The organism is Metamycoplasma alkalescens (genome assembly GCF_900476125.1).
Lineage (GTDB): Bacteria > Bacillota_I > Bacilli_A > Mycoplasmatales > Metamycoplasmataceae > Metamycoplasma > Metamycoplasma alkalescens.
Genome location: NZ_LS991949.1, coordinates 235,416 through 253,830, shown reverse-complemented (window position 1 = coordinate 253,830; position 18,415 = coordinate 235,416). Strand labels below are relative to the sequence as shown.

13 protein-coding genes, 3 tRNA genes and 1 other RNA gene are annotated in these 18,415 nt (G+C 23.7%); 13 read left to right on the top strand and 4 right to left on the bottom strand.

Features of this window, described 5'->3' with window-relative positions; genetic code table 4:
• Window positions 1–298: 298 nt before the first annotated feature.
• Together D2845_RS01100 and ffs are read right to left on the bottom strand one after the other, a co-directional pair.
• On the bottom strand, window positions 299–925 hold the full coding sequence (locus D2845_RS01100; protein WP_110858202.1) for a hypothetical protein: 627 nt from the start codon (window positions 923–925) through the stop codon (window positions 299–301).
• 21 nt (window positions 926–946) lie between these two features.
• Window positions 947–1,045: signal recognition particle sRNA small type (ffs, locus tag D2845_RS01095), an RNA gene on the bottom strand.
• A 171-nt stretch (window positions 1,046–1,216) separates the two neighbouring features.
• Between ffs and D2845_RS01090 the strand changes: the two genes are divergently transcribed.
• The 6 genes from D2845_RS01090 to D2845_RS01065 all read left to right on the top strand — a co-directional run bounded on the left by D2845_RS01090 (window position 1,217) and on the right by D2845_RS01065 (window position 5,004).
• On the top strand, window positions 1,217–2,131 hold the full coding sequence (locus D2845_RS01090) for a gamma-glutamylcyclotransferase family protein (protein ID WP_110858201.1): 915 nt from the start codon (window positions 1,217–1,219) through the stop codon (window positions 2,129–2,131).
• A gap of 34 nt (window positions 2,132–2,165) precedes the next feature.
• Window positions 2,166–3,851, top strand: a complete 1,686-nt coding sequence (locus tag D2845_RS01085) for a GIY-YIG nuclease family protein (protein WP_110858200.1) — start codon at window positions 2,166–2,168, stop codon at window positions 3,849–3,851.
• Between the two features lie 114 nt (window positions 3,852–3,965).
• Window positions 3,966–4,041 (top strand) — tRNA-Arg (locus D2845_RS01080).
• Window positions 4,042–4,115: 74 nt separating this feature from the next.
• Window positions 4,116–4,189, top strand: a tRNA-Gly gene (locus D2845_RS01075).
• Between the two features lie 4 nt (window positions 4,190–4,193).
• A tRNA-Gly gene (locus D2845_RS01070) sits at window positions 4,194–4,267 on the top strand.
• A gap of 137 nt (window positions 4,268–4,404) precedes the next feature.
• Window positions 4,405–5,004 (top strand): FMN-dependent NADH-azoreductase, encoded by a 600-nt coding sequence (locus D2845_RS01065; protein ID WP_110858199.1) that lies wholly within the window; start codon window positions 4,405–4,407, stop codon window positions 5,002–5,004.
• Between the two features lie 108 nt (window positions 5,005–5,112).
• Here D2845_RS01065 and D2845_RS06085 read toward each other — a convergent pair whose 3' ends face one another.
• Window positions 5,113–5,373, bottom strand: a complete 261-nt coding sequence (locus D2845_RS06085) for a hypothetical protein (protein ID WP_002880983.1) — start codon at window positions 5,371–5,373, stop codon at window positions 5,113–5,115.
• A gap of 229 nt (window positions 5,374–5,602) precedes the next feature.
• Between D2845_RS06085 and rplK the strand changes: the two genes are divergently transcribed.
• Together rplK and rplA are read left to right on the top strand one after the other, a co-directional pair.
• Window positions 5,603–6,046, top strand: coding sequence for a 50S ribosomal protein L11 (gene rplK / locus D2845_RS01055; RefSeq protein ID WP_002880984.1), 444 nt, complete (start codon window positions 5,603–5,605; stop codon window positions 6,044–6,046).
• Window positions 6,046–6,738 carry a 50S ribosomal protein L1 gene (gene rplA, locus D2845_RS01050; RefSeq protein WP_110858198.1) on the top strand — a complete coding sequence of 231 codons (693 nt, stop codon included), beginning with the start codon at window positions 6,046–6,048 and terminating at the stop codon, window positions 6,736–6,738. The genes rplK and rplA overlap by 1 nt, the downstream gene beginning before the upstream one ends.
• 58 nt (window positions 6,739–6,796) lie before the next feature.
• On the opposite strand, the gene eno is transcribed toward rplA, so the two are convergent.
• Complete coding sequence (eno, locus tag D2845_RS01045; RefSeq protein ID WP_110858197.1) at window positions 6,797–8,173, bottom strand: phosphopyruvate hydratase; 1,377 nt, start codon at window positions 8,171–8,173, stop codon at window positions 6,797–6,799.
• Window positions 8,174–8,293: 120 nt separating this feature from the next.
• Between eno and D2845_RS01040 the strand changes: the two genes are divergently transcribed.
• The 5 genes from D2845_RS01040 (at window position 8,294) to D2845_RS01025 (ending at window position 17,135) form a co-directional block, all read left to right on the top strand.
• Window positions 8,294–8,998 carry a hypothetical protein gene (locus D2845_RS01040; RefSeq protein WP_110858196.1) on the top strand — a complete coding sequence of 235 codons (705 nt, stop codon included), beginning with the start codon at window positions 8,294–8,296 and terminating at the stop codon, window positions 8,996–8,998.
• Window positions 8,999–9,039: 41 nt separating this feature from the next.
• A complete protein-coding gene (gene tig, locus D2845_RS01035; RefSeq protein WP_110858195.1) occupies window positions 9,040–10,452 on the top strand; it encodes a trigger factor in 1,413 nt (470 codons plus the stop codon).
• Between the two features lie 1,090 nt (window positions 10,453–11,542).
• A complete protein-coding gene (locus tag D2845_RS06080) occupies window positions 11,543–14,587 on the top strand; it encodes a BspA family leucine-rich repeat surface protein (protein WP_110858194.1) in 3,045 nt (1,014 codons plus the stop codon).
• A 303-nt stretch (window positions 14,588–14,890) separates the two neighbouring features.
• Window positions 14,891–15,025 carry a hypothetical protein gene (locus tag D2845_RS06945; RefSeq protein WP_276329737.1) on the top strand — a complete coding sequence of 45 codons (135 nt, stop codon included), beginning with the start codon at window positions 14,891–14,893 and terminating at the stop codon, window positions 15,023–15,025.
• Between the two features lie 508 nt (window positions 15,026–15,533).
• Entirely contained in the window at window positions 15,534–17,135 is a 1,602-nt protein-coding gene (locus D2845_RS01025; RefSeq protein ID WP_110858193.1) for a BspA family leucine-rich repeat surface protein, read from the top strand.
• The last annotated feature ends 1,280 nt before the right edge of the window (window positions 17,136–18,415 follow it).

The window sequence follows — 18,415 nt, the reverse complement described above, 5'->3', positions numbered from 1 at the left end:
TTGATTTAGAATTATCACAACTTATTGCAGTTGCTGTCAATCCTATAAAGGTCCTAATGCAAGAAAAACTAACTTTGATTTTTTTGATTTATGCATTTTTTTCACTCCTTTTGTTAAAAATAACAAAACCTTATATACCAGAAATTTTATACCAAATTCTTTTTTACAAAAATTTTTAGAAAAATAAAAGTATATTTAAATATCCTAAAATATGTCAAGATAACCAAATATTTAAATCTTTATCTTAAACCTAAAAAATAAAAAATCCAAGCTTGAAATTGCAAGGATTTTTATCATGTTATTTAACATTATTTTCAATATCTTCAATGATTGCATCAATTTTATTTTTTAATAATTGATCAACAAATAAGAAAATTTGTGAGGTTTTATTATTAAAGGCTTCATTTGCTTTTTTTAGTTTTGTAATGTAATTATCATATAAAGGTAAATAGTAATTAATATCCTCTTTGATCTCGGGTAATTCCAATAAATAATCCAATTCTTTTTTTGTTTGTTCGATATCTGAAAAAACATAAAAAGGTTTATGATAACCACGCATATAATCAAATAAAATAAGTGAACCGCCATTACCATCATTTGTCACAATTTCTTTGAAATTTTTAAGCTGTTTTAAAACAAATTCATGAAAATAAATTGAATTTTTAAGCTCTTTAATCAATTGATGGTCTTTTTCAAATTCATTGTCAAACAACTTATTTGAGCAAATAAAATAAACATTTTCATCAAAAAAGATTTCTTTTAAATCATCATTTTTTAAATTCAAATATTGATTTATTGCTTTTGCGTTATAAAATAGATCACTTGAAATCATTTTATAAATCACAAAATCATCAACCTCAATGATTGGTAAAATTGTTTTTTGTTGATGATTTTTGATTGGACTTAATAATCTTGTACAAATCAAAGCAAATACTCCTTATATTTAAAAAAAATATAAAACCACAAGACACTGCACTTCTCGATATGGCTGCTATAATTTCTATCCTGACCAGATTACAAGGTTGCTGTTCTTATGGCATATTAAATTATACTATATTTTTTTAGTATAAATATATCAAAAAATCATAATCAAAAGACTGCAAAAAAATTCTTCAAACTTTTATTTACATAAATATAAAAACAAAATGAAAAATAACAAATATAATTAGTGATACTAATTAAAAAAATATTTTTTAATTTTTGAAGGAGAAAAAATATGGAGCAAGATAAAAAAATATATGTTTTTTCATATGGAACAATTCAAGATGAATTATTTTATAAAAATTTGTTATCACCAAATGTTATTAAACGTCCAGCAATTTTGAATGGATATGCAAAATGTATTGATGATTTACAATATTTTTTATTAAAAAAAGATATTGGTCATCAAGTAAAAGGTAGTATTTTTGAAATTACCAAGGAAGAGTTGTTCATGATTGATCGTTGGGAGATGTTTCCACAATACCAAAGATTTTTAGCAAATGTGATTGCGACTGATACAAATGAAATCATTGAAGATGTTTATGTTTATACAAGATTAGAACATGGTCAATATTATTTGGCACCAGATGGTCCTAATTTTTCCAAATCACCAAATGAAAATGAAGAAAATTTAAAAGCTTTCATTGCCCTTGAAAAAGAAAGTCAATTTTTACCATTATTAGATAACGGAATTCTATATGAGGTATCAAACGAAGAATTTGAGAAAATTAAAAATTTAACTCATCCATATTTAGCATTAATTCTTGATGATAAAGAAAATAAAAATTATTTGGTTGAACCATATGCGATTCTTGCACTTGAAATTAAACAAAAAAACTATGCACTTTTAATTTCTTTTGGTAGAAAAAATAATTTAAATAGCATTTTTTACTACCATGCTTTTGAAAATAAAATCAATAATGTCAAAATCACTAGGGTTCTTAAACCACTTTATGATTTTGAAATTAATTTTTTAGAAAATAAAACTCCAATTAAATACATTAGTTTAAGAAGAGACTTTGAAGAAGAAGCAGGCAAATTAGGTGTTTTTGAAAATAAAGCCTATGAAATTGTTTTGAAAGATTTTGATATTGATCCTTTCAAAAGATTAAATGTGATTATTAAAACACTCGAAGATAATCTTGAATAAATATAAATAAATAAAAAAATTAAACAAAAAAATTATGATTGACAAAGAATTAATCAAAAATATTTCAACGAAACCAGGGGTTTATTTTTGAAAAGATAAGGATGATAATATCATCTATGTCGGTAAAGCCAAAAATTTAAAAGCACGGATGAAACAATATTTTGATCCGAATATGAAAAACTCATATAAAACCCAAAAAATGCTTGAAGAAACTTCATCATTTGAAACATTTGTTTTTGAAACCGAAACTGAAGCTTTAATTTTTGAGCGAAGTTGCATTGCGAAATACAAACCCAAATGCAATGTTGTTTTACCAACACAAGCAACTTTTCCTTATATTTGTGTTGAAAAAAATAAAAACAATTTACAGATTAGTTTAAAAAATAAATACAAAAAAAATCCCAATGCGATTTATTATGGTCCTTTAGTTAAAGGTAAAGAATATAAAGAATTAATTAAATATCTTATTCATTTATTAAAATCTAAAGATGGATTAATTATTAATAAAATGAGCGAAGAAGAAGTTAATAATGCTTTTTTAAAAGCAAAAAAAATTTTGAAATTTGATACTGATTTTAAAAATCAATTGCAAAATAAAATTCATTTCTGAGTTGAAAATATGGAGTACTTATTAGCAAAACAATACAAACAAATTTATGAATTAATTTATAATAAACAAAATCAACAAAATTTAGTTTTAAAAACATCAAAAGATCTTGATGTTTTTGGTTTTTATGTAACGAAGGATAAAATTTTTATTTCGATTTTGCACTATCGGGCAGCTAATTTAATTAATAAATCTGATTTTTGGTTTAATCTTAATTCCTTATTGGAAGATTTTATTAGTCATTTTATTGAAGAATATTATGCAAAAAACTTTATCCCCGAACATATTATTTTGCCTTCTGAATACCAAAATCTTTTTATTAATGAAGAACTAAAAAAACATCTTGTTTTTAAAAACAATAAGATTTATCAAAATATGTTGGATATTGCTTATGAAAATGCCAAAAATGATCTTGAAAACAAAATTGCAAAATTAGAAAAAGATAATCAACTTGAACAAACGATTGAAAAACTAAGCAAGATTTTAGAACATGATGCAAATAAATTTGTGATTTTTGATAATTCATTTATGGCAAATACAAATGAAATTGTTGGCGCTGCTTTTTTATATGAAAATGGCAAACTTTTAAAAAATCATTCGCGATCATTTATTCTTAAAAAAGAAAAAGGCAATGAAGCTGACTTGTATTATATGTATCAAAATGCTTATAAATTTTTAAAAAATAATAGCGATCTAGTCAATATCATTTTTGTTGATGGTGGGATTTATCAAATTAAAAGTATTGAGAGAGCCTTATTTGAACTAGAAATTAACAAACCAGTTTTTGGTTTAATTAAAAATAATAAACATAGTTTTGCAACCTTAATTAATGACCAGAATCAACAAATTGAAATTAATGACTTTGATGTTTTTAATTTTTTGACAAAAATTCAATTTCAAGTTGATAAATATGCCAAAAATTGGTTTAACAAAAGACATTTTAAGAGTATAGTCAATAATAGCCTTGAAAACATTGAAGGCATTGGCAAAAAAACAATTAATAAATTATTAGAACATTTTTTGACATATGAAAATATTTATTTAGCTTCACAAGATGAACTAGAAAAAATTGTTTCAAAAAAAATTGCAAAAAAAATCAAACAATTAACTTAATTGCAAATGCAATGAAAAATAAAAATCATTGCAAAATAAACGATGTTTTTAAAGCAAAATATTTTTTTAAAAAAAATCTCAAAATAAAATTTATGGTAAAATAATAGATGCGACGGTCGTGTAGCTCAGGGGATAGAGTACGTGCCTTCTAAGCATGTGGTCGCAGGTTCGAATCCTGCCACGATCGCCATTTTTTTTATTCTTTTTTTGCAAAAATTTTTAGCAAAATAAAAATATTTTAGTTTATAATTTATTTCGGAATTTGCGAGTGTAGTTTAATGGTAGAACTTTAGCCTTCCAAGCTAACTACGTGGGTTCGATTCCCATCACTTGCACCATTTTGCGGATGTAGTTCAATGGTAGAACATCAGGTTGCCAATCTGAATACGAGGGTCCGATTCCCTTCATCCGCACCATATTAGAAAAACTTGCTAGTCCCAAGTTTTTTTATTTTTTTCTTTTAAAAGCATTCAATTTAAAAAAATTGGTTTAAGATTATAATTATTCAAATTTGATAATGCATAAGCAAAAAATCCAAAGATGAAGGAGAAAAATGGCAAAAGTTTTGGTTTTATATTCTTCACCATTAAATAAAGGCAAATCAATTTCTTGTTTTGCAACAAAAAAATTTATTGAAGAATATAAAAAAAATAATCCAGATGATGAAATTAAAGAATTAAATTTAAATGATTTAGAAATGGCACGAACTGGGATGAATGCGAACAATTTCAGTAACTTTTTTGATGAAGAATTTTCAAACAAATACATTGAAATGTTAAAAAGCATTGATAAGCTAGTTATTTCAGCACCAATGATCAATTTTAATGTACCCTCTGTTTTAAAAACATTTATTGATCGTGTTGCGGTTGCGAATAAAACATTTAGCTATAAATATTCAAAAAAAGGTGGAGCAATTGGATTATTAGATCATTTAAAAGTACAAATTATTGCAACACAAGGTGCTCCGCTTGGTTGATATTTATGAGCCAATCATATTTCATATTTAGAAGGAGTTTGAGATTTCTTAGGTGCAAAAATTGCAAAAAGTATTTTAATTGATGGCACAAAAGTTGAACCTTTTATTAGTTTGACCAATGAAGAAATCATTGCTCAAAAAGCAGATTTAATTAAAAAAGCTGCAGCTGATTTTTAATCTAAATTTAACTTAAAATAAAAACAAAAAAAATTCAAGTCAAAAGAAATCATACTTGAATTTTTTTATCATTATTATTAATTTTAGTTAATAAACTTATAAAAATTTTTATAAATTCGCATCATCATTTAATTCATTCGAAGCATTAACTGGACGCTCATCAATTAAAATAAAAATTCCAGCAATTCAATTAATCAAAATTATTGTTAAAATTCCTCAAAGTGTCTTTTTATCTTCTGGAGCATATTTTTGATCAATAACTCCTAATGCAAAAAAACCTAAAAGTGTTGGAAGAATTAGTGGAAATAATAAAACCATTGAAATGATAATAAAAATTTTTGCAACCAATTTATATTTTTCGTTATACATTTTAAGTCCTCCACTTCTATTCTATCACAAACCTATTTTCATGAATTTTTTACTTAAAACAAGGAACAATAAAAAGTGATAAGTTTTTTTGTAAAAATAATGTTTTTTATGGAATAAAAAATTATTTTGTTATAATTGCAACTGCAATATACAATTGCCAAAAAAGTAGTGGAAGAATCTTAAAAAAAATTCGCTATCACCACAATTATCGAAAGGATTTTTAAACAAAATGGCAAAAGAAATCGTTAAAAAAGCCAAATTACAATTTAACGCTGGTCAAGCCAAACCAGGACCTGCTTTAGCTGGGGTTGGAATTAACATGCCAGAATTTACCAAAGCATTTAATGACCAAACAAGAGACCGGGGTTCAGAACCAGTTCCTGTTTTAATTACAGTGTATAAAGACAAATCATTTGATTTCAAATTATTTACCTCACCAACTTCATACAAACTAATCCAAGCTGCAAAAGCAAAAAAAGGTAGTGGAATTCCAAACAAAGAAAAAGTCGGATCAATTACTTTAGATCAACTAAAAGAAATTGCTGAATATAAAATGCCAGATATGAATGCAAATACAATTGAAGCAGCAATGCGTCAAGTTGCAGGTACAGCAAAAAACATGGGAATCACAATTGAAGGTTATGAAGAATGATTGAAGGGTGGTGCTAACTAATGACTAAAAGAATTACCAAAAATGCAAAAGTTTTAAAAAACTTAGTTAATAAAAAAGATGTTTATTCATTAGTTGATGCAATTAATTTAGCAAAAAAAGCATCATTTGCAAAATTTGATGAATCATTAGATATTGCAATTAAATTAAACTTGGATACAAGAAAATCTGACCAACAATTAAGAGGGGCTGTTGTTTTACCAAATGGAACTGGAAAAACTGTGAAAGTTTTAGTTGCAACTGATGAAGTTTCAGCTCAAAAAGCTGCTTTAGAAGCTGGTGCTGATTTAGTTTATTCATCAGCTGAATTACCTGAAGTTTTAAACCAAGACAAATATGATTTTGATGTGATTGTTGCTGATCCAAAAATGATGTTAGTTTTAGGTAAATATGGTAAAAAACTAGGTCCTAAAGGTTTAATGCCAAACCCAAAAACTGGAACAGTTACAACTAATCCAGCTAAAGCTGTTGAAGAACTTAAAAAAGGGAAAGCTAACTACCGTGCTGATAAAGGTGGAATTATTCATGCCTCAATTGGTAAAAAATCAATGACCACTGAAGCATTAGTCCAAAATGCTGAAACCTTAATTCATACAATTAAAAGATTAAAACCACAAGCAGTTAAAGGAGCATATGTTTTAAACATTGTTGTTTCAACCTCAATGGGTGCTGCTGTTAAAGTTAAAATCGACTAATTTGAAATGATTAAAACTCGGAATTAAATCTCCCGAGTTTTTTTAATTAATAAGATTTTTATTTTAAATTTGAGAATGCTTTTTCACCTAAGAAAACACCTTTTTGTTTTAATTCATCCTCAATTTTTAATAAACGATTATATTTAGCAATCCGATCTGTTCTTGACATTGAACCAGTTTTAATTTCATTTGTATTGAATGCAACTGCTAAATCAGCAATAAATGTATCTTCAGTTTCGCCTGAACGGTGTGAAATAACAGGAACAAAACCAGCTTCTTGTGACATTTTAATTGCTTTAATTGTTTCAGTTAATGAACCAATTTGATTAATTTTAATTAATGAGGAATTGATTGCTTTTTTGTCAATTGCCATTTGGATATATTTTGGATTTGTCACAATCAAATCATCACCAACTAATTGAATTTGTGATCCAAGTTCTTTTTGCATTTTAATAAACCCGTCTCAATCATTTTCAGCATGTGAATCTTCGATTGAAATAATTGGATATTTTTTAACTAATTTTTTGTAGTACTTAACTAATTCATCTGAACTAAATTCATATTTGCTTTTAGCATATTTTGCAAATCCAGGTTTTTTGGTTAAAATTGCTTGCTTAAATTTTTTAAAGACATATTTGTTTGTTTTTGGGTCATATAATTCTGAACTTGCAGCGTCCAAACAAATTGCAATTGCTTTTTCACCTTTTGTTGCAGGGTTGAAATTTGCTTCTTGAATTGCTTTAACTAAGAAATCTAGCGCTTCTTCGTGGGTATGTAGATTTGGAGCAAAACCACCTTCATCCCCAACTTGTGTTCCATGTCCTGATTTTTTTAATAATTTTGCCAACGTATGAAAAACTTTATTTGCCATTTGCATTGCTTCTTTAAAAGTTTTAGCACCAAGTGGCATAATCATAAATTCTTGAAAATCAATTGTGTTTGAAGCATGCTCGCCACCATTAATAACGTTTAACATTGGTACTGGTAATGAAAATAGATTATTATCATTTTTTGCTAATGAAGCCAAATATTTATAAAGTGGTTTTTTTGTTTCAATTGCCGCTGCTTTTGCACAAGCTAATGAAACTGCTAAAATTGCATTTGCTCCAAAGTTTGACTTTGTTTCACTACCATCTGCTTCAAGCATTAAATTATCAATAAATTCTTGTTTTAAAACATCAACACCAACTAGTAATTTTGCAATTTTATTATTAATGTTATCACAAGCTGTTTGCACACCTTTGCCGCCAAATCAATTATTTTCATATTGAGTATTTTTATCTCTTAACTCAAGGGCTTCTTTTGACCCAGTTGAAGCTCCAGATGGAACTAATGCCTCAGCGAATGCTTTTTTAGTTTGTAATTCAACTTTAACTGTTGGATTACCACGGCTATCCAAAACCTCATAGGCATATATTTTTTTAATTTTAGACATTTTTTTAAATTACTCCTTAAAATCTTATAATCAATAGTTAATTTTTTGTTTAGTCTACTAGACTAATTATATATTATTAAAATTCTTATGAAAAATATAATGGTAAAATTCTAAGTACTTATGAAAAATTTATTAGAAAAAGAATTTAATGATTTTATTGATGAAGTTGCAGCAATTAGAAATGAAGATCCACTAAAAGCAATCTATTTAATAGATAGCAAAAGAAATTCATTTCCAATTTCAAAAATGCAAAATGAAATTGAAGCTTTTAGAGAAATGATTTTGTTTCAAATTAAAAAAAATCAACTCAAAACAAAAACAAATTTAGATACTCTAAGTTTAATTAATGCGCTAAAATCTAAAAAAATGGATTATGTTTTTATGCTTAATTATAACGAATTGAAAAATCGCGATTTAGATCAATTTGCTTCTGAATTTCAATATTTTTTTAATGGTGAGGGGTTTGAAAACGCAGGGTTTCAAACATTGATTTATGATTTATTACAAACTAAAAATATTGATTATGATTACACTGTTAAAAATCAAATCATTAATCCTAAAAAAGATGGTTCTTTTTTAAAAAATGAAGCACTTGCAAAATTAGAAAAAGAAATCATTAATTTATTTAATGAAGATGTTGCTAAAACAAAAATTGCAAGGCAGGTATTTAGTGCTTATTTGTTTCAAAATTGAGTTGATATTTTAAAAAATCAAACTAAAAATGAGTATAAAAATGTCATTCAAGTCACAAAGGTTTTATTTGGTGAAGAAGACGAAAAAAACCTTAATGAAAATGAAAAAACCTTATATGCATTATTCAAATAATAATGTTATAATAATTACATATTTTTTATTCAAGGAGAAAAATGTCACGTAAATTTAACGATAATAAAACCGAATTAATTATTGATTATACTCTTGAAGGCGCTGAATGAGAAGAGGCATTAAATAAAACAAGAAAAATCTTAGCAAAAGATATTACTATTCCTGGCTTTAGAAAAGGAAAAGCACCATTATCAGAAGCAATCAAAAGAATTAGTCTAGTAAAAATTTTTGACAAAACTATTTCTGATAATATTGATGATATTTATAGAAAACATATCACTACCCAAATTACCAATGAAGATATGTTGGCAGATAATGTTCGTCCCAAATTTGATGTTGTGAATTTAAGTTTAGAAAAAGTTGTTTTTGAATTTATTTTTCCTTTATTTCCAAAAATTACAATTGGAAATTACAAAAAAATTCAAGCAAAATTAGATTCATTAACTTTAAGCAAAGAAGAATTAGAAGAAACAAAACATCAATTGTTAACAAACTACGTTGTAATGCTTGATTCAAATGAAGCAATCAAATGAAATGACCAAGTTAACTTTGATTTTACTGGTTATATTGACAATGAAAAATTTGAAGGTGGTGAAGCAGAAAAGTTTGATTTGGTAATTGGTTCAAACCAATTTATTCCTGGATTTGAAGAAAAAATGATTGGTTTAAAAAAAGGTGAAACAAAAGATCTTCATTTGACATTCCCAAAAGAATATCATGCTAAAAACTTAGCTGGAAAAGATGTGATTTTCAAAGTTACAATCCACAACATCAAAACCCCAAATTATCCTGAAATTAATGAACAATTTTTACAAGAAATCAAAATCAATCCACTTGTAAAAACTCCAGCAGACTTTGATAAATATTTAGAAATTACTGCTTTAAAAAATAAATTACAAAAAAATAAAACTAATTTCATTAACAGTGCAATTGAAGAAATCACAAGCAATTCAAAAGTTGAAATGTCAGAAATCATTGTTGACCAAACTGCAAATGGATACTACCGTGATTTTTTAACCCAAATTAAACAAAGAGGTGTTTCTGAAAAAGAATATATTGAATTCTCAAAAACAACAAAGGATGAAATTTTAGATTTATACAAAAAAGAAGCAACTAAAAACCTTATTAAATCATATATTTATGGAAAAATTGTTGATGAAGAAAAATTACATATTTCGGATGAAGAATATGACAAAAGAATCAAACAATTAGCGGATTTATATGGTTTAAAAGAGGACCAAATAAAAACTTTTGTTCCATTTAAAAACTTTGAACAAGAAAAACTAGCAGACAGAATTTTTGATAAACTAGCACAACTAAATGATCCTGAAAATCTAAAAAAATACCATGAAATTCAAAAAGAAGTTGATGACTATCATTCTGAAATTGAAAAAATTTTAGTTGCTGAAGCTAAGAAAAAATCCGCTCAAGAAAAAGTAAACAAAGAAAAATAAAAATAACCATTACAAATAAACTTCAATATACAAATAAACAAGTGAAAAAATAAGTTTGTAATATTAACTTATTAAAAAAGACACTTGTTTTTTTATTTATTTTAAATAATAAAAAAATGAAATTTGGGAAAAAATTCACAAAATATCTCCAAAAAACCTAGAAAATTAGCAAAAATTAATAATATTTTTTGGATAATGACTCCAAATGGTGGTAATATATAAGTTGTAAGCTCTATATTATAAAAAGAATACATAGAGAAATTAATCAATGTAATTACTAGTAAAAAAGTTATTAAAATAATTTCTCTTGTAATCTTTTTTTAAAAAATGAAATGACATTAGGTTAAAAACTTTTTCTTATTTTTTTAAGAAAATAAGCAGAAATTTTTAATTGATGAAAAAGACTTTAAGAGAAATTTATAAATGTTTTAAAACAATAATAATAGATGATTTAATTTTTTTTGCTTTCGTTATTTTTATTTCAAAATAAAAAATAGCAAATTATAAAATTACTAAAGAATTATTTTTAGTTAAAAAAATCAATAAAAAACAACTTATATCTTGATTTATTCAAAAACATAATTTAATAAAAAATTCAATTTAATTATTTAGAAATAAAATATTTAACAAACTAACTATATCATTTAATTTTTTTAAAAATTTGGAGTAATTTAAAAAAATTAAAAATGATTAATTAATTTCTAAAAACCAATAATAAAAATAAACCAAATAAATAAGTTAGCTAATAATAAAATACTTGCATATTATTTAATTAAATTCTTTATATGGTTTAATCTAAAAATAAAAAATCTTTATTATTGCAAATAAACTAAAAATAAATTTAAATCTTAAATTATTAAAATCTAATAATTTAATGTTTTTGTTTATTTAATTTATTAATAAAGAAATAAGAAATAATTTACTAATTAAAAAAGTTTATCTAAATAATTTAATTTAATAATCTTGCAAAAAAATTCTTAATAATTTTAATAGAAAAATTATTTATAAAAAAGAAAGTAAATCTCTATTACGTATTGTTTTTCCTTACAAACATTTAAAAATTTCAAGGACAAAAAAATACGGAGAAATTATGAAAAAAAGCGGAATTATATTAACTACAGTTGGAACAATTGCTGTTGTTTCAGCAATTGGAGCTGTTTCTGTTGTTGCAATAACTAATAAAAAGAGAAGTAATAGAATACATGACCAAATGGATAAGTTAAAAAAACAACATGATGATGAAATCAAAAAAATTGAAGATGAATCACATAAAGCTCAAAATAAAATTCATGAACTAGAAGAAGATATCAACAAAAAGAATGATGAAATTAAAAAAATTGAAGAAGAACTTGATGAATTTAAAAGCACAGATGCTGGAAAAGAAATTGAGAAACTAAAAAATGAAATTGATGAAATAAAAAAACAACTTGAAGAAGCAATATTAGCAGAAAAAAATCTAAAAAAAGACAAAGAAAATTTAAATAAAAAGCTTGAAGAATTACATGATGAAAATTTATCGCAAAAACAGGCAATAGAAAACTATACAATTCAAATTCAAGAAAAAGATGAATTAATTATTGCTATTAATAATCAAAAAGATGAATTAAATGCTCAACTTGAAACTATAAAAAATCAAAAACAAAATTTAGACAAAAAACTTGAAGAACTAAATGTAAAAATTCAAACATCAGAAGAAAATAATAAAAAACTTCTGGATGAAAAAACAAGAATTGAAAATGAAAAAAACCAAATTAAAACTCAATTTGACCAATTGAATGAGCAATTTGAAGAGAAAAAAAATTTAATTGAGCAACAAAAAACTCAAATTCAAGAAATTAATAATAAATTAGCAGAATTAGAAAAAAAAGCAACTGAATCTGAAAATGAAATCAAAAAATTAAAACAAGAAAAAGAAGAATTAAATGCTAAAAATATTGAATTAAATAATGAAAATAATGAACTAAAGAAACAAATCGATGATCTAAATCAAAAGTTAACCAAAAAAGAGCAAGAAATTTCTGAAAACAATCAAAAAATTCAACAAGTTGAAGAAGAAAAAAGCAAATTAATTAAAGAAAAAGAAGAAATTGAATCTAAAATAAATGAATTTAAAGAACAAACAAAAAATTCAACCGAAAGAATTGAGGCTTTAGAAAGAGAAAAAAAGACAATTGAAGAAGCAAAAGATAGTGCTCTTCAAAAACTTGAAGAAGAAAAAGCAAAAAACGCGCAACAAGAAAGATTAATTCAAGAGACAGAAACAAAAATTCAAGAAAAAAACCAAGAAATAGAAAAAATTACAAGAGAAAAAGAACAATATAAAGATGGCTTTGAAAAAAACAAAGAATTATTAGATAATAAAATTAAGGAATTTGATGCACAGGCTGAAAAAATAAATGAGTTAAATAGAAAAAATCAAGAATTAGAAACAGCTAAAGCATCAAGTCAAGCAGAAATTGAAAAATTAAAAGAACAAATATCACAAAATGAAGAAACTAAGAAAAAATTAGAGCAAAAACATCAAGAAGAAATTAAAAAAATTCAAGATGAATTAGAACAAAAACGTAAAGATGAAATTAAAAAAATTCAAGATGAAATAGAAGAAAAATATAATACTCTTGAATTAAAAAAAATAGTTGAAAATCCTAATATAGGTAATGTTATATATGTAAATTCACCAGAAGAAACAATCCTAGATGTCATTGTAAATAAAAATGAAAAATTAAAGGATTTAAAAGATCACTTAAAAGTAGAAGTTATAGATAAAGAACAAGGAAAAGCAAAATTAAAAGTTAAAGACACTTCAAATTTTGAAAAATTATCAAGATTAAGAGGAAATGTTGATATTGAATTTAAAAACTTTGGCAAGGAATTTGTTGAAAAAGTATGAACTGAAAAATTTTTCAAAGGAAAAATTGTAAGTTCTGAAAAATTTTTAAGTATTTTAAAAAGATTTAAAGAAGAAATTAAAAAAGAGCTTGAAAATCAAGAATATAATGAAGAACATATTCAACTTATTTCAAAAGATTATGAAAATAAGCGTCCTAAAATAAAAGAACTAAAATTTCAAGATCCAAAAGAAAAATCTTTCCAAATTAAAATTTTAAATGATCCTTTATTACTTCCTTTTGGTAAAGTTGAAGCAGCTAATTCTCCAACTAAATATCGAAAAACTAAAGGAGGAGAAATATTAGAATTTTATAGAGAATCTCCGCTACTTGGAAAATTTGAGCATAATATGAGATACAAGGTTGGTGAAGTATATGAAATAACCCAAATTGGATATTATGATAATGGGAATCAAATTGTTGCTCATGTAATGCCTAATATCATAGATGGGGGCAAAATAACATCAACATTACCAAAAGAAATCACAAGTTTACAAGGAATGTTTTTCCAAAATTCAGGTAATAATTTAGGTGGAATAAGTGATTGAGATACTTCGAATGTTGAAACAATGGCAAATATGTTCAAATTTTCACATGGATTTAATACAAACATATCTAAATGAGATACTTCAAATGTAACTAGTATGGCCGGAATGTTTTATCAAGCAACAAATTTTGACCAAGATATATCTGAATGAAATACATCAAAAGTTACTGGTATGTCTTATATGTTTCATGAAGCATATAAATTTAACAAACCTATTAATACAAAAATGGTATCTAAAAATGGTAAACAGTATAAAGCATGAGATGTTTCAAATGTAACAGATATGAATTCAATGTTTTGACATGCACAACAATTTAATCGGGATTTAAATGATTGAAATACTAAAAATGTAAGAAATATGTTTCAAATGTTCTTCCATGCATTTCAATTTAATGGGGCAATAACCAATTGAAATACATCAAAAGTTGACAATCTACGTGATATGTTTTGAGGAGCAAATAATTTCAATCAAGATATATCTACAAGATGAGTAAAATCAAATGGTGAAGAATATTATGCATGAGATACATTAAATGTAACTGATATGCGTGGTGTTTTCTACTCTACACCTAAATTTAATCAAGACATATCTAATTGAAATGTATCAAAAGTTGGCCAACATCTTGATTTTGCTGCTGGTAATCCATTTGAGGCTAATAAGACATTTTGACCAGCGTTTAAAGAATATTATGAAAAATAATGTTAATAAAACAACTAAAAAACCTATTTGTTATATTAAATTAAAAAATAAGACACCTAAAATTTTGGGTGTTTTTATTTTTTTTAAAACTAAATAAAAAAATATTAAAAAATTTTTATTTATTTAAAAAAAAATTAGAATCATATTTTTTTATTTAATAAAACCTTAACAAAGTGACATTAATAATAAATAAATTTCTAAATTAAAACTAAAAACAAAAAAATATTTATAAATAAATTAAGGCTTAATAAACATTTATATAAAAAACAAAAGCTTAAAAAGAAAGAAAAAAACGAAGAAATTATGAAAAAAAGAAGAATTATGTTGGCAACAATTGGTACCATTACTATAATTTCAGCAATTGCTGCTATAACCATTATTGCTATTACAAATAAAACTCAAAATAATAAAATGCAAAAAAATATAAGCGACTTATAAAAAGAACGTACAGAAAAGATTAAAGAAATTGAAGAATTAAAAAAAAATAAAAAAAATAATTCTGAAAAAATTAATCAAATAAATAATCAAATCAAAGAAAAAGAAGAAGAACTAAAAAGAATTCAAGATGAATTTGAAAAATATAAAAATAGTATAGATGAAAAGAAAATTAGAGAGCTTGAGAATCAAATTAAAAATTTAAAATCAAAAGAAAAAAAATTAATTAATAAAATAAGTCAACTTGAAAATAAAAAAATAGAATTGGAAGAAAAAAAATCAATCTCTAATTGAGCAAAATAAAAAAACCGAAATTCAAATCAATATTTTTAAAAAAGAAATAAAAAAATATGAGATTGAAATTGAAAAACTTAAATTAGAATTAGAAAAAAAATCACAAGAAAAAATTAATGAAATTAAGAATCAGTTAGATAAAGCAAACAAGCAAATTGCAGATCAAAATTCTCAATTAATTAAAAAAGAAAATGAATTATCCAAAATAAAAAATGACTTGATTCAAACAAAAAAACAATTAGATGATGCTAATAAGGAAATTGAGAAATTAAATAAAGAAAAAAATCAAGTAACTAAAGAAATTGAAAAAAGAAAATTTGAAGAACAAAAAGATGAAATTAATCGACAAAAAACTAAAATTGAAAATTATAAAAAAGAAATAAATGAATTCAAAGATCGAGTATCAAAAATAGAAGAAGAAAATAAAAACATTAAAAATGATATAGGTTCGCGTGATCTTAAAATTAAAGAACTTGAAGATTTAATTAAAGAAAAAGAAAAAGAAATTATTGATAATTTTTCAAAGACTACTGATATTAATAATTTAATTACAAATAAAAATTTGGGAACAATTGTAAACCCTAAAAAAGATATAATTTTTGATATTTTAATAAGAAATAATGAAAAAATAAAAAATATCAAGGATTTATTAGAAATAGAAATAGAAATTAAAAATGAAGCAGATGGCATAGCAAAAATAAAAGCAACTAAAAATAACCATCTAAATTTAAATGGTGAAGTTGAAATTGTTTTTAAAGCAATTGACATTGATAAAATAACAAACATTTGAAATAACAAATTTAAAGATAAATTAAAAAGTTCAGAAAAATTTTCAAGTATTTTAGAAAGATTTAAAAAAGAAATTAAAGAATCAAATAATAATGAAGATTATAATCATGAACACATTCAGCTTATTTCAGAACTAAATAAAAATAATCGACCTAAAATAAAAAAACTAGAATTAAAAAATCCTAATGATGATTCATTTCAAATTAAAATTCTAAATGAATCACTACAACTTCCTTTTGGTATGATTGAAGCAGCAAGCGCTCCAACTAAGTATCGTAAATCCATAAATGGTCCTGAAGAAGAGTTTAATGGAATGAATAATTTTGATAATACATTTCAATACAATATGAGAAAAAAAGTTGGTGAAGTATATGAAATAACCCAAATTGGATATTATGATGATGGCAATGAAATTGTTGCTCATATAATGCCTAATATCATAGATGGGGGCAAAATAACATCAACATTACCAAAAGAAATCACAAGTTTACAAGGAATGTTTTACCGAAATAAAGGCAATAACCTGGATGGAATAAGTAGCTGGGATACATCAAATATTGTGACAATGGCAAATATGTTTAGATTTTCAAATAATTTCAATGCAAATATATTTAATTGAGATACTTCAAATGTGCGTAGTATGTCTGGAATGTTTTATCAAGCTCTAAACTTTAATCAAGATATTTCTGATTGAAGTACATCAAATGTAACTAATATGTCATGAATGTTTTATAAAGCAAAAAAATTTAATCAAGCTATTGATACAAGAAATGTTTTTAAACAAAAGAAAAATTACAAATCTTGAGATGTTTCAAACGTAACTGATATGAATTCAATGTTTAGAAATGCCGAAATGTTTAATAAAGATTTAAATAACTGAAATACTAAAAATGTAAGAAATATGTTTCAAATGTTTTTACATGCAACTAGTTTTAATGGAAATATAACAAATTGAAATATAACAAATGTTGAAAATTTACGTAGTATATTTTATGGAGCAACAAATTTTAATCAAGATATATCGAATTAAAATGTATCAAAAGTAGGACAACATGCAAGATTTGCCCACAATGCTAATGCTAATTTTAATTCAAACAAAAAAAATTGACCTTTATTTAAAAAATACTATGAAGACGAAGCAGAAAATGTTGATGATGCTATTATAATTTCTAATTAAAATCAATTAGTTTTAATACAATAAATGAATTAAAAATACTAAAATTTGAAAAATTACTTGATTATAAAATTCAAGCGCAGCAAACTATAATTTAAAAGTTTAGTTGTTTTGCGCTTGAATTTTTCTTGTTAAATCAAATAAATAAAAATTTTAAGTTAAAAAATAAACTTAAATATTCACTAATTCCCATTTTTTTTCTTCTATAAAATAAGAAAAATAAAAAAAATGTTTTTATTTATATTTTTTTTAAAAAATAAATTCTAAAGTGGTAATATTTTTTATGTAATATTGTAATCTATTATATGAAAGAATACATAGAAAAAAATACTTATTTTAAATAATTAAATAATCAAATTAATTCCTACTTTTAATTAAAATAAAAAAATAATACTATGCATTCTTATTAAAAAATAGAAAACACAAAAAAATAATAAAATTCGCTTTTGATTGTTTTTATTTAAAAATAAAAAATATGTGAAATTTATTGATTTTTTTATAAAAATATTTTAAGTTTTTTTATGATAATTTTATTTGATATTCTATAACTTCTAATAAGAATAATATAAATTGAAGTTAATTATTTATTTAATTGCTTTAATAAAAAAACAATAATTAAATTTAAATAATCAAAAAAATAACAGCAATATTTAGATGTTAAATTTGTTATTTTTTAATTATTTTTTAGAATTATGATTTTAATTTAAAAAAATATTTGATTAAATCGATAATAAAATAACAAAATAATATGAATAAATAGTTTTTTATAAATTTTTAAAAATTCTTTAAAAATTTAATTTAACAAAATAAATTTAGAACTAGGTTGAATTAGATATAAAAATAATTTAATTTGTTTAGTAATTTTTATTATTTAATAAATCTAAAAAATAAAAATTTGTTTATTAGTATTTAGTATTTATATATTTAGTTTTTTACACACTCTAAAATGTCTAGTGTTTTTTTGTTGTATGAAATAGCTAAGAGTAGCAACATCCAAAACAAAAATTCAAATGTAAATTTAAATAAAAAAAATCAAAAATCATAATCTAAAAAATCATAATTATCAATTTTAAAAATAGTCATAATTAAAAACAAAAATATTAAAAAAAACAGCATTAAAATACAAAATTAAAATT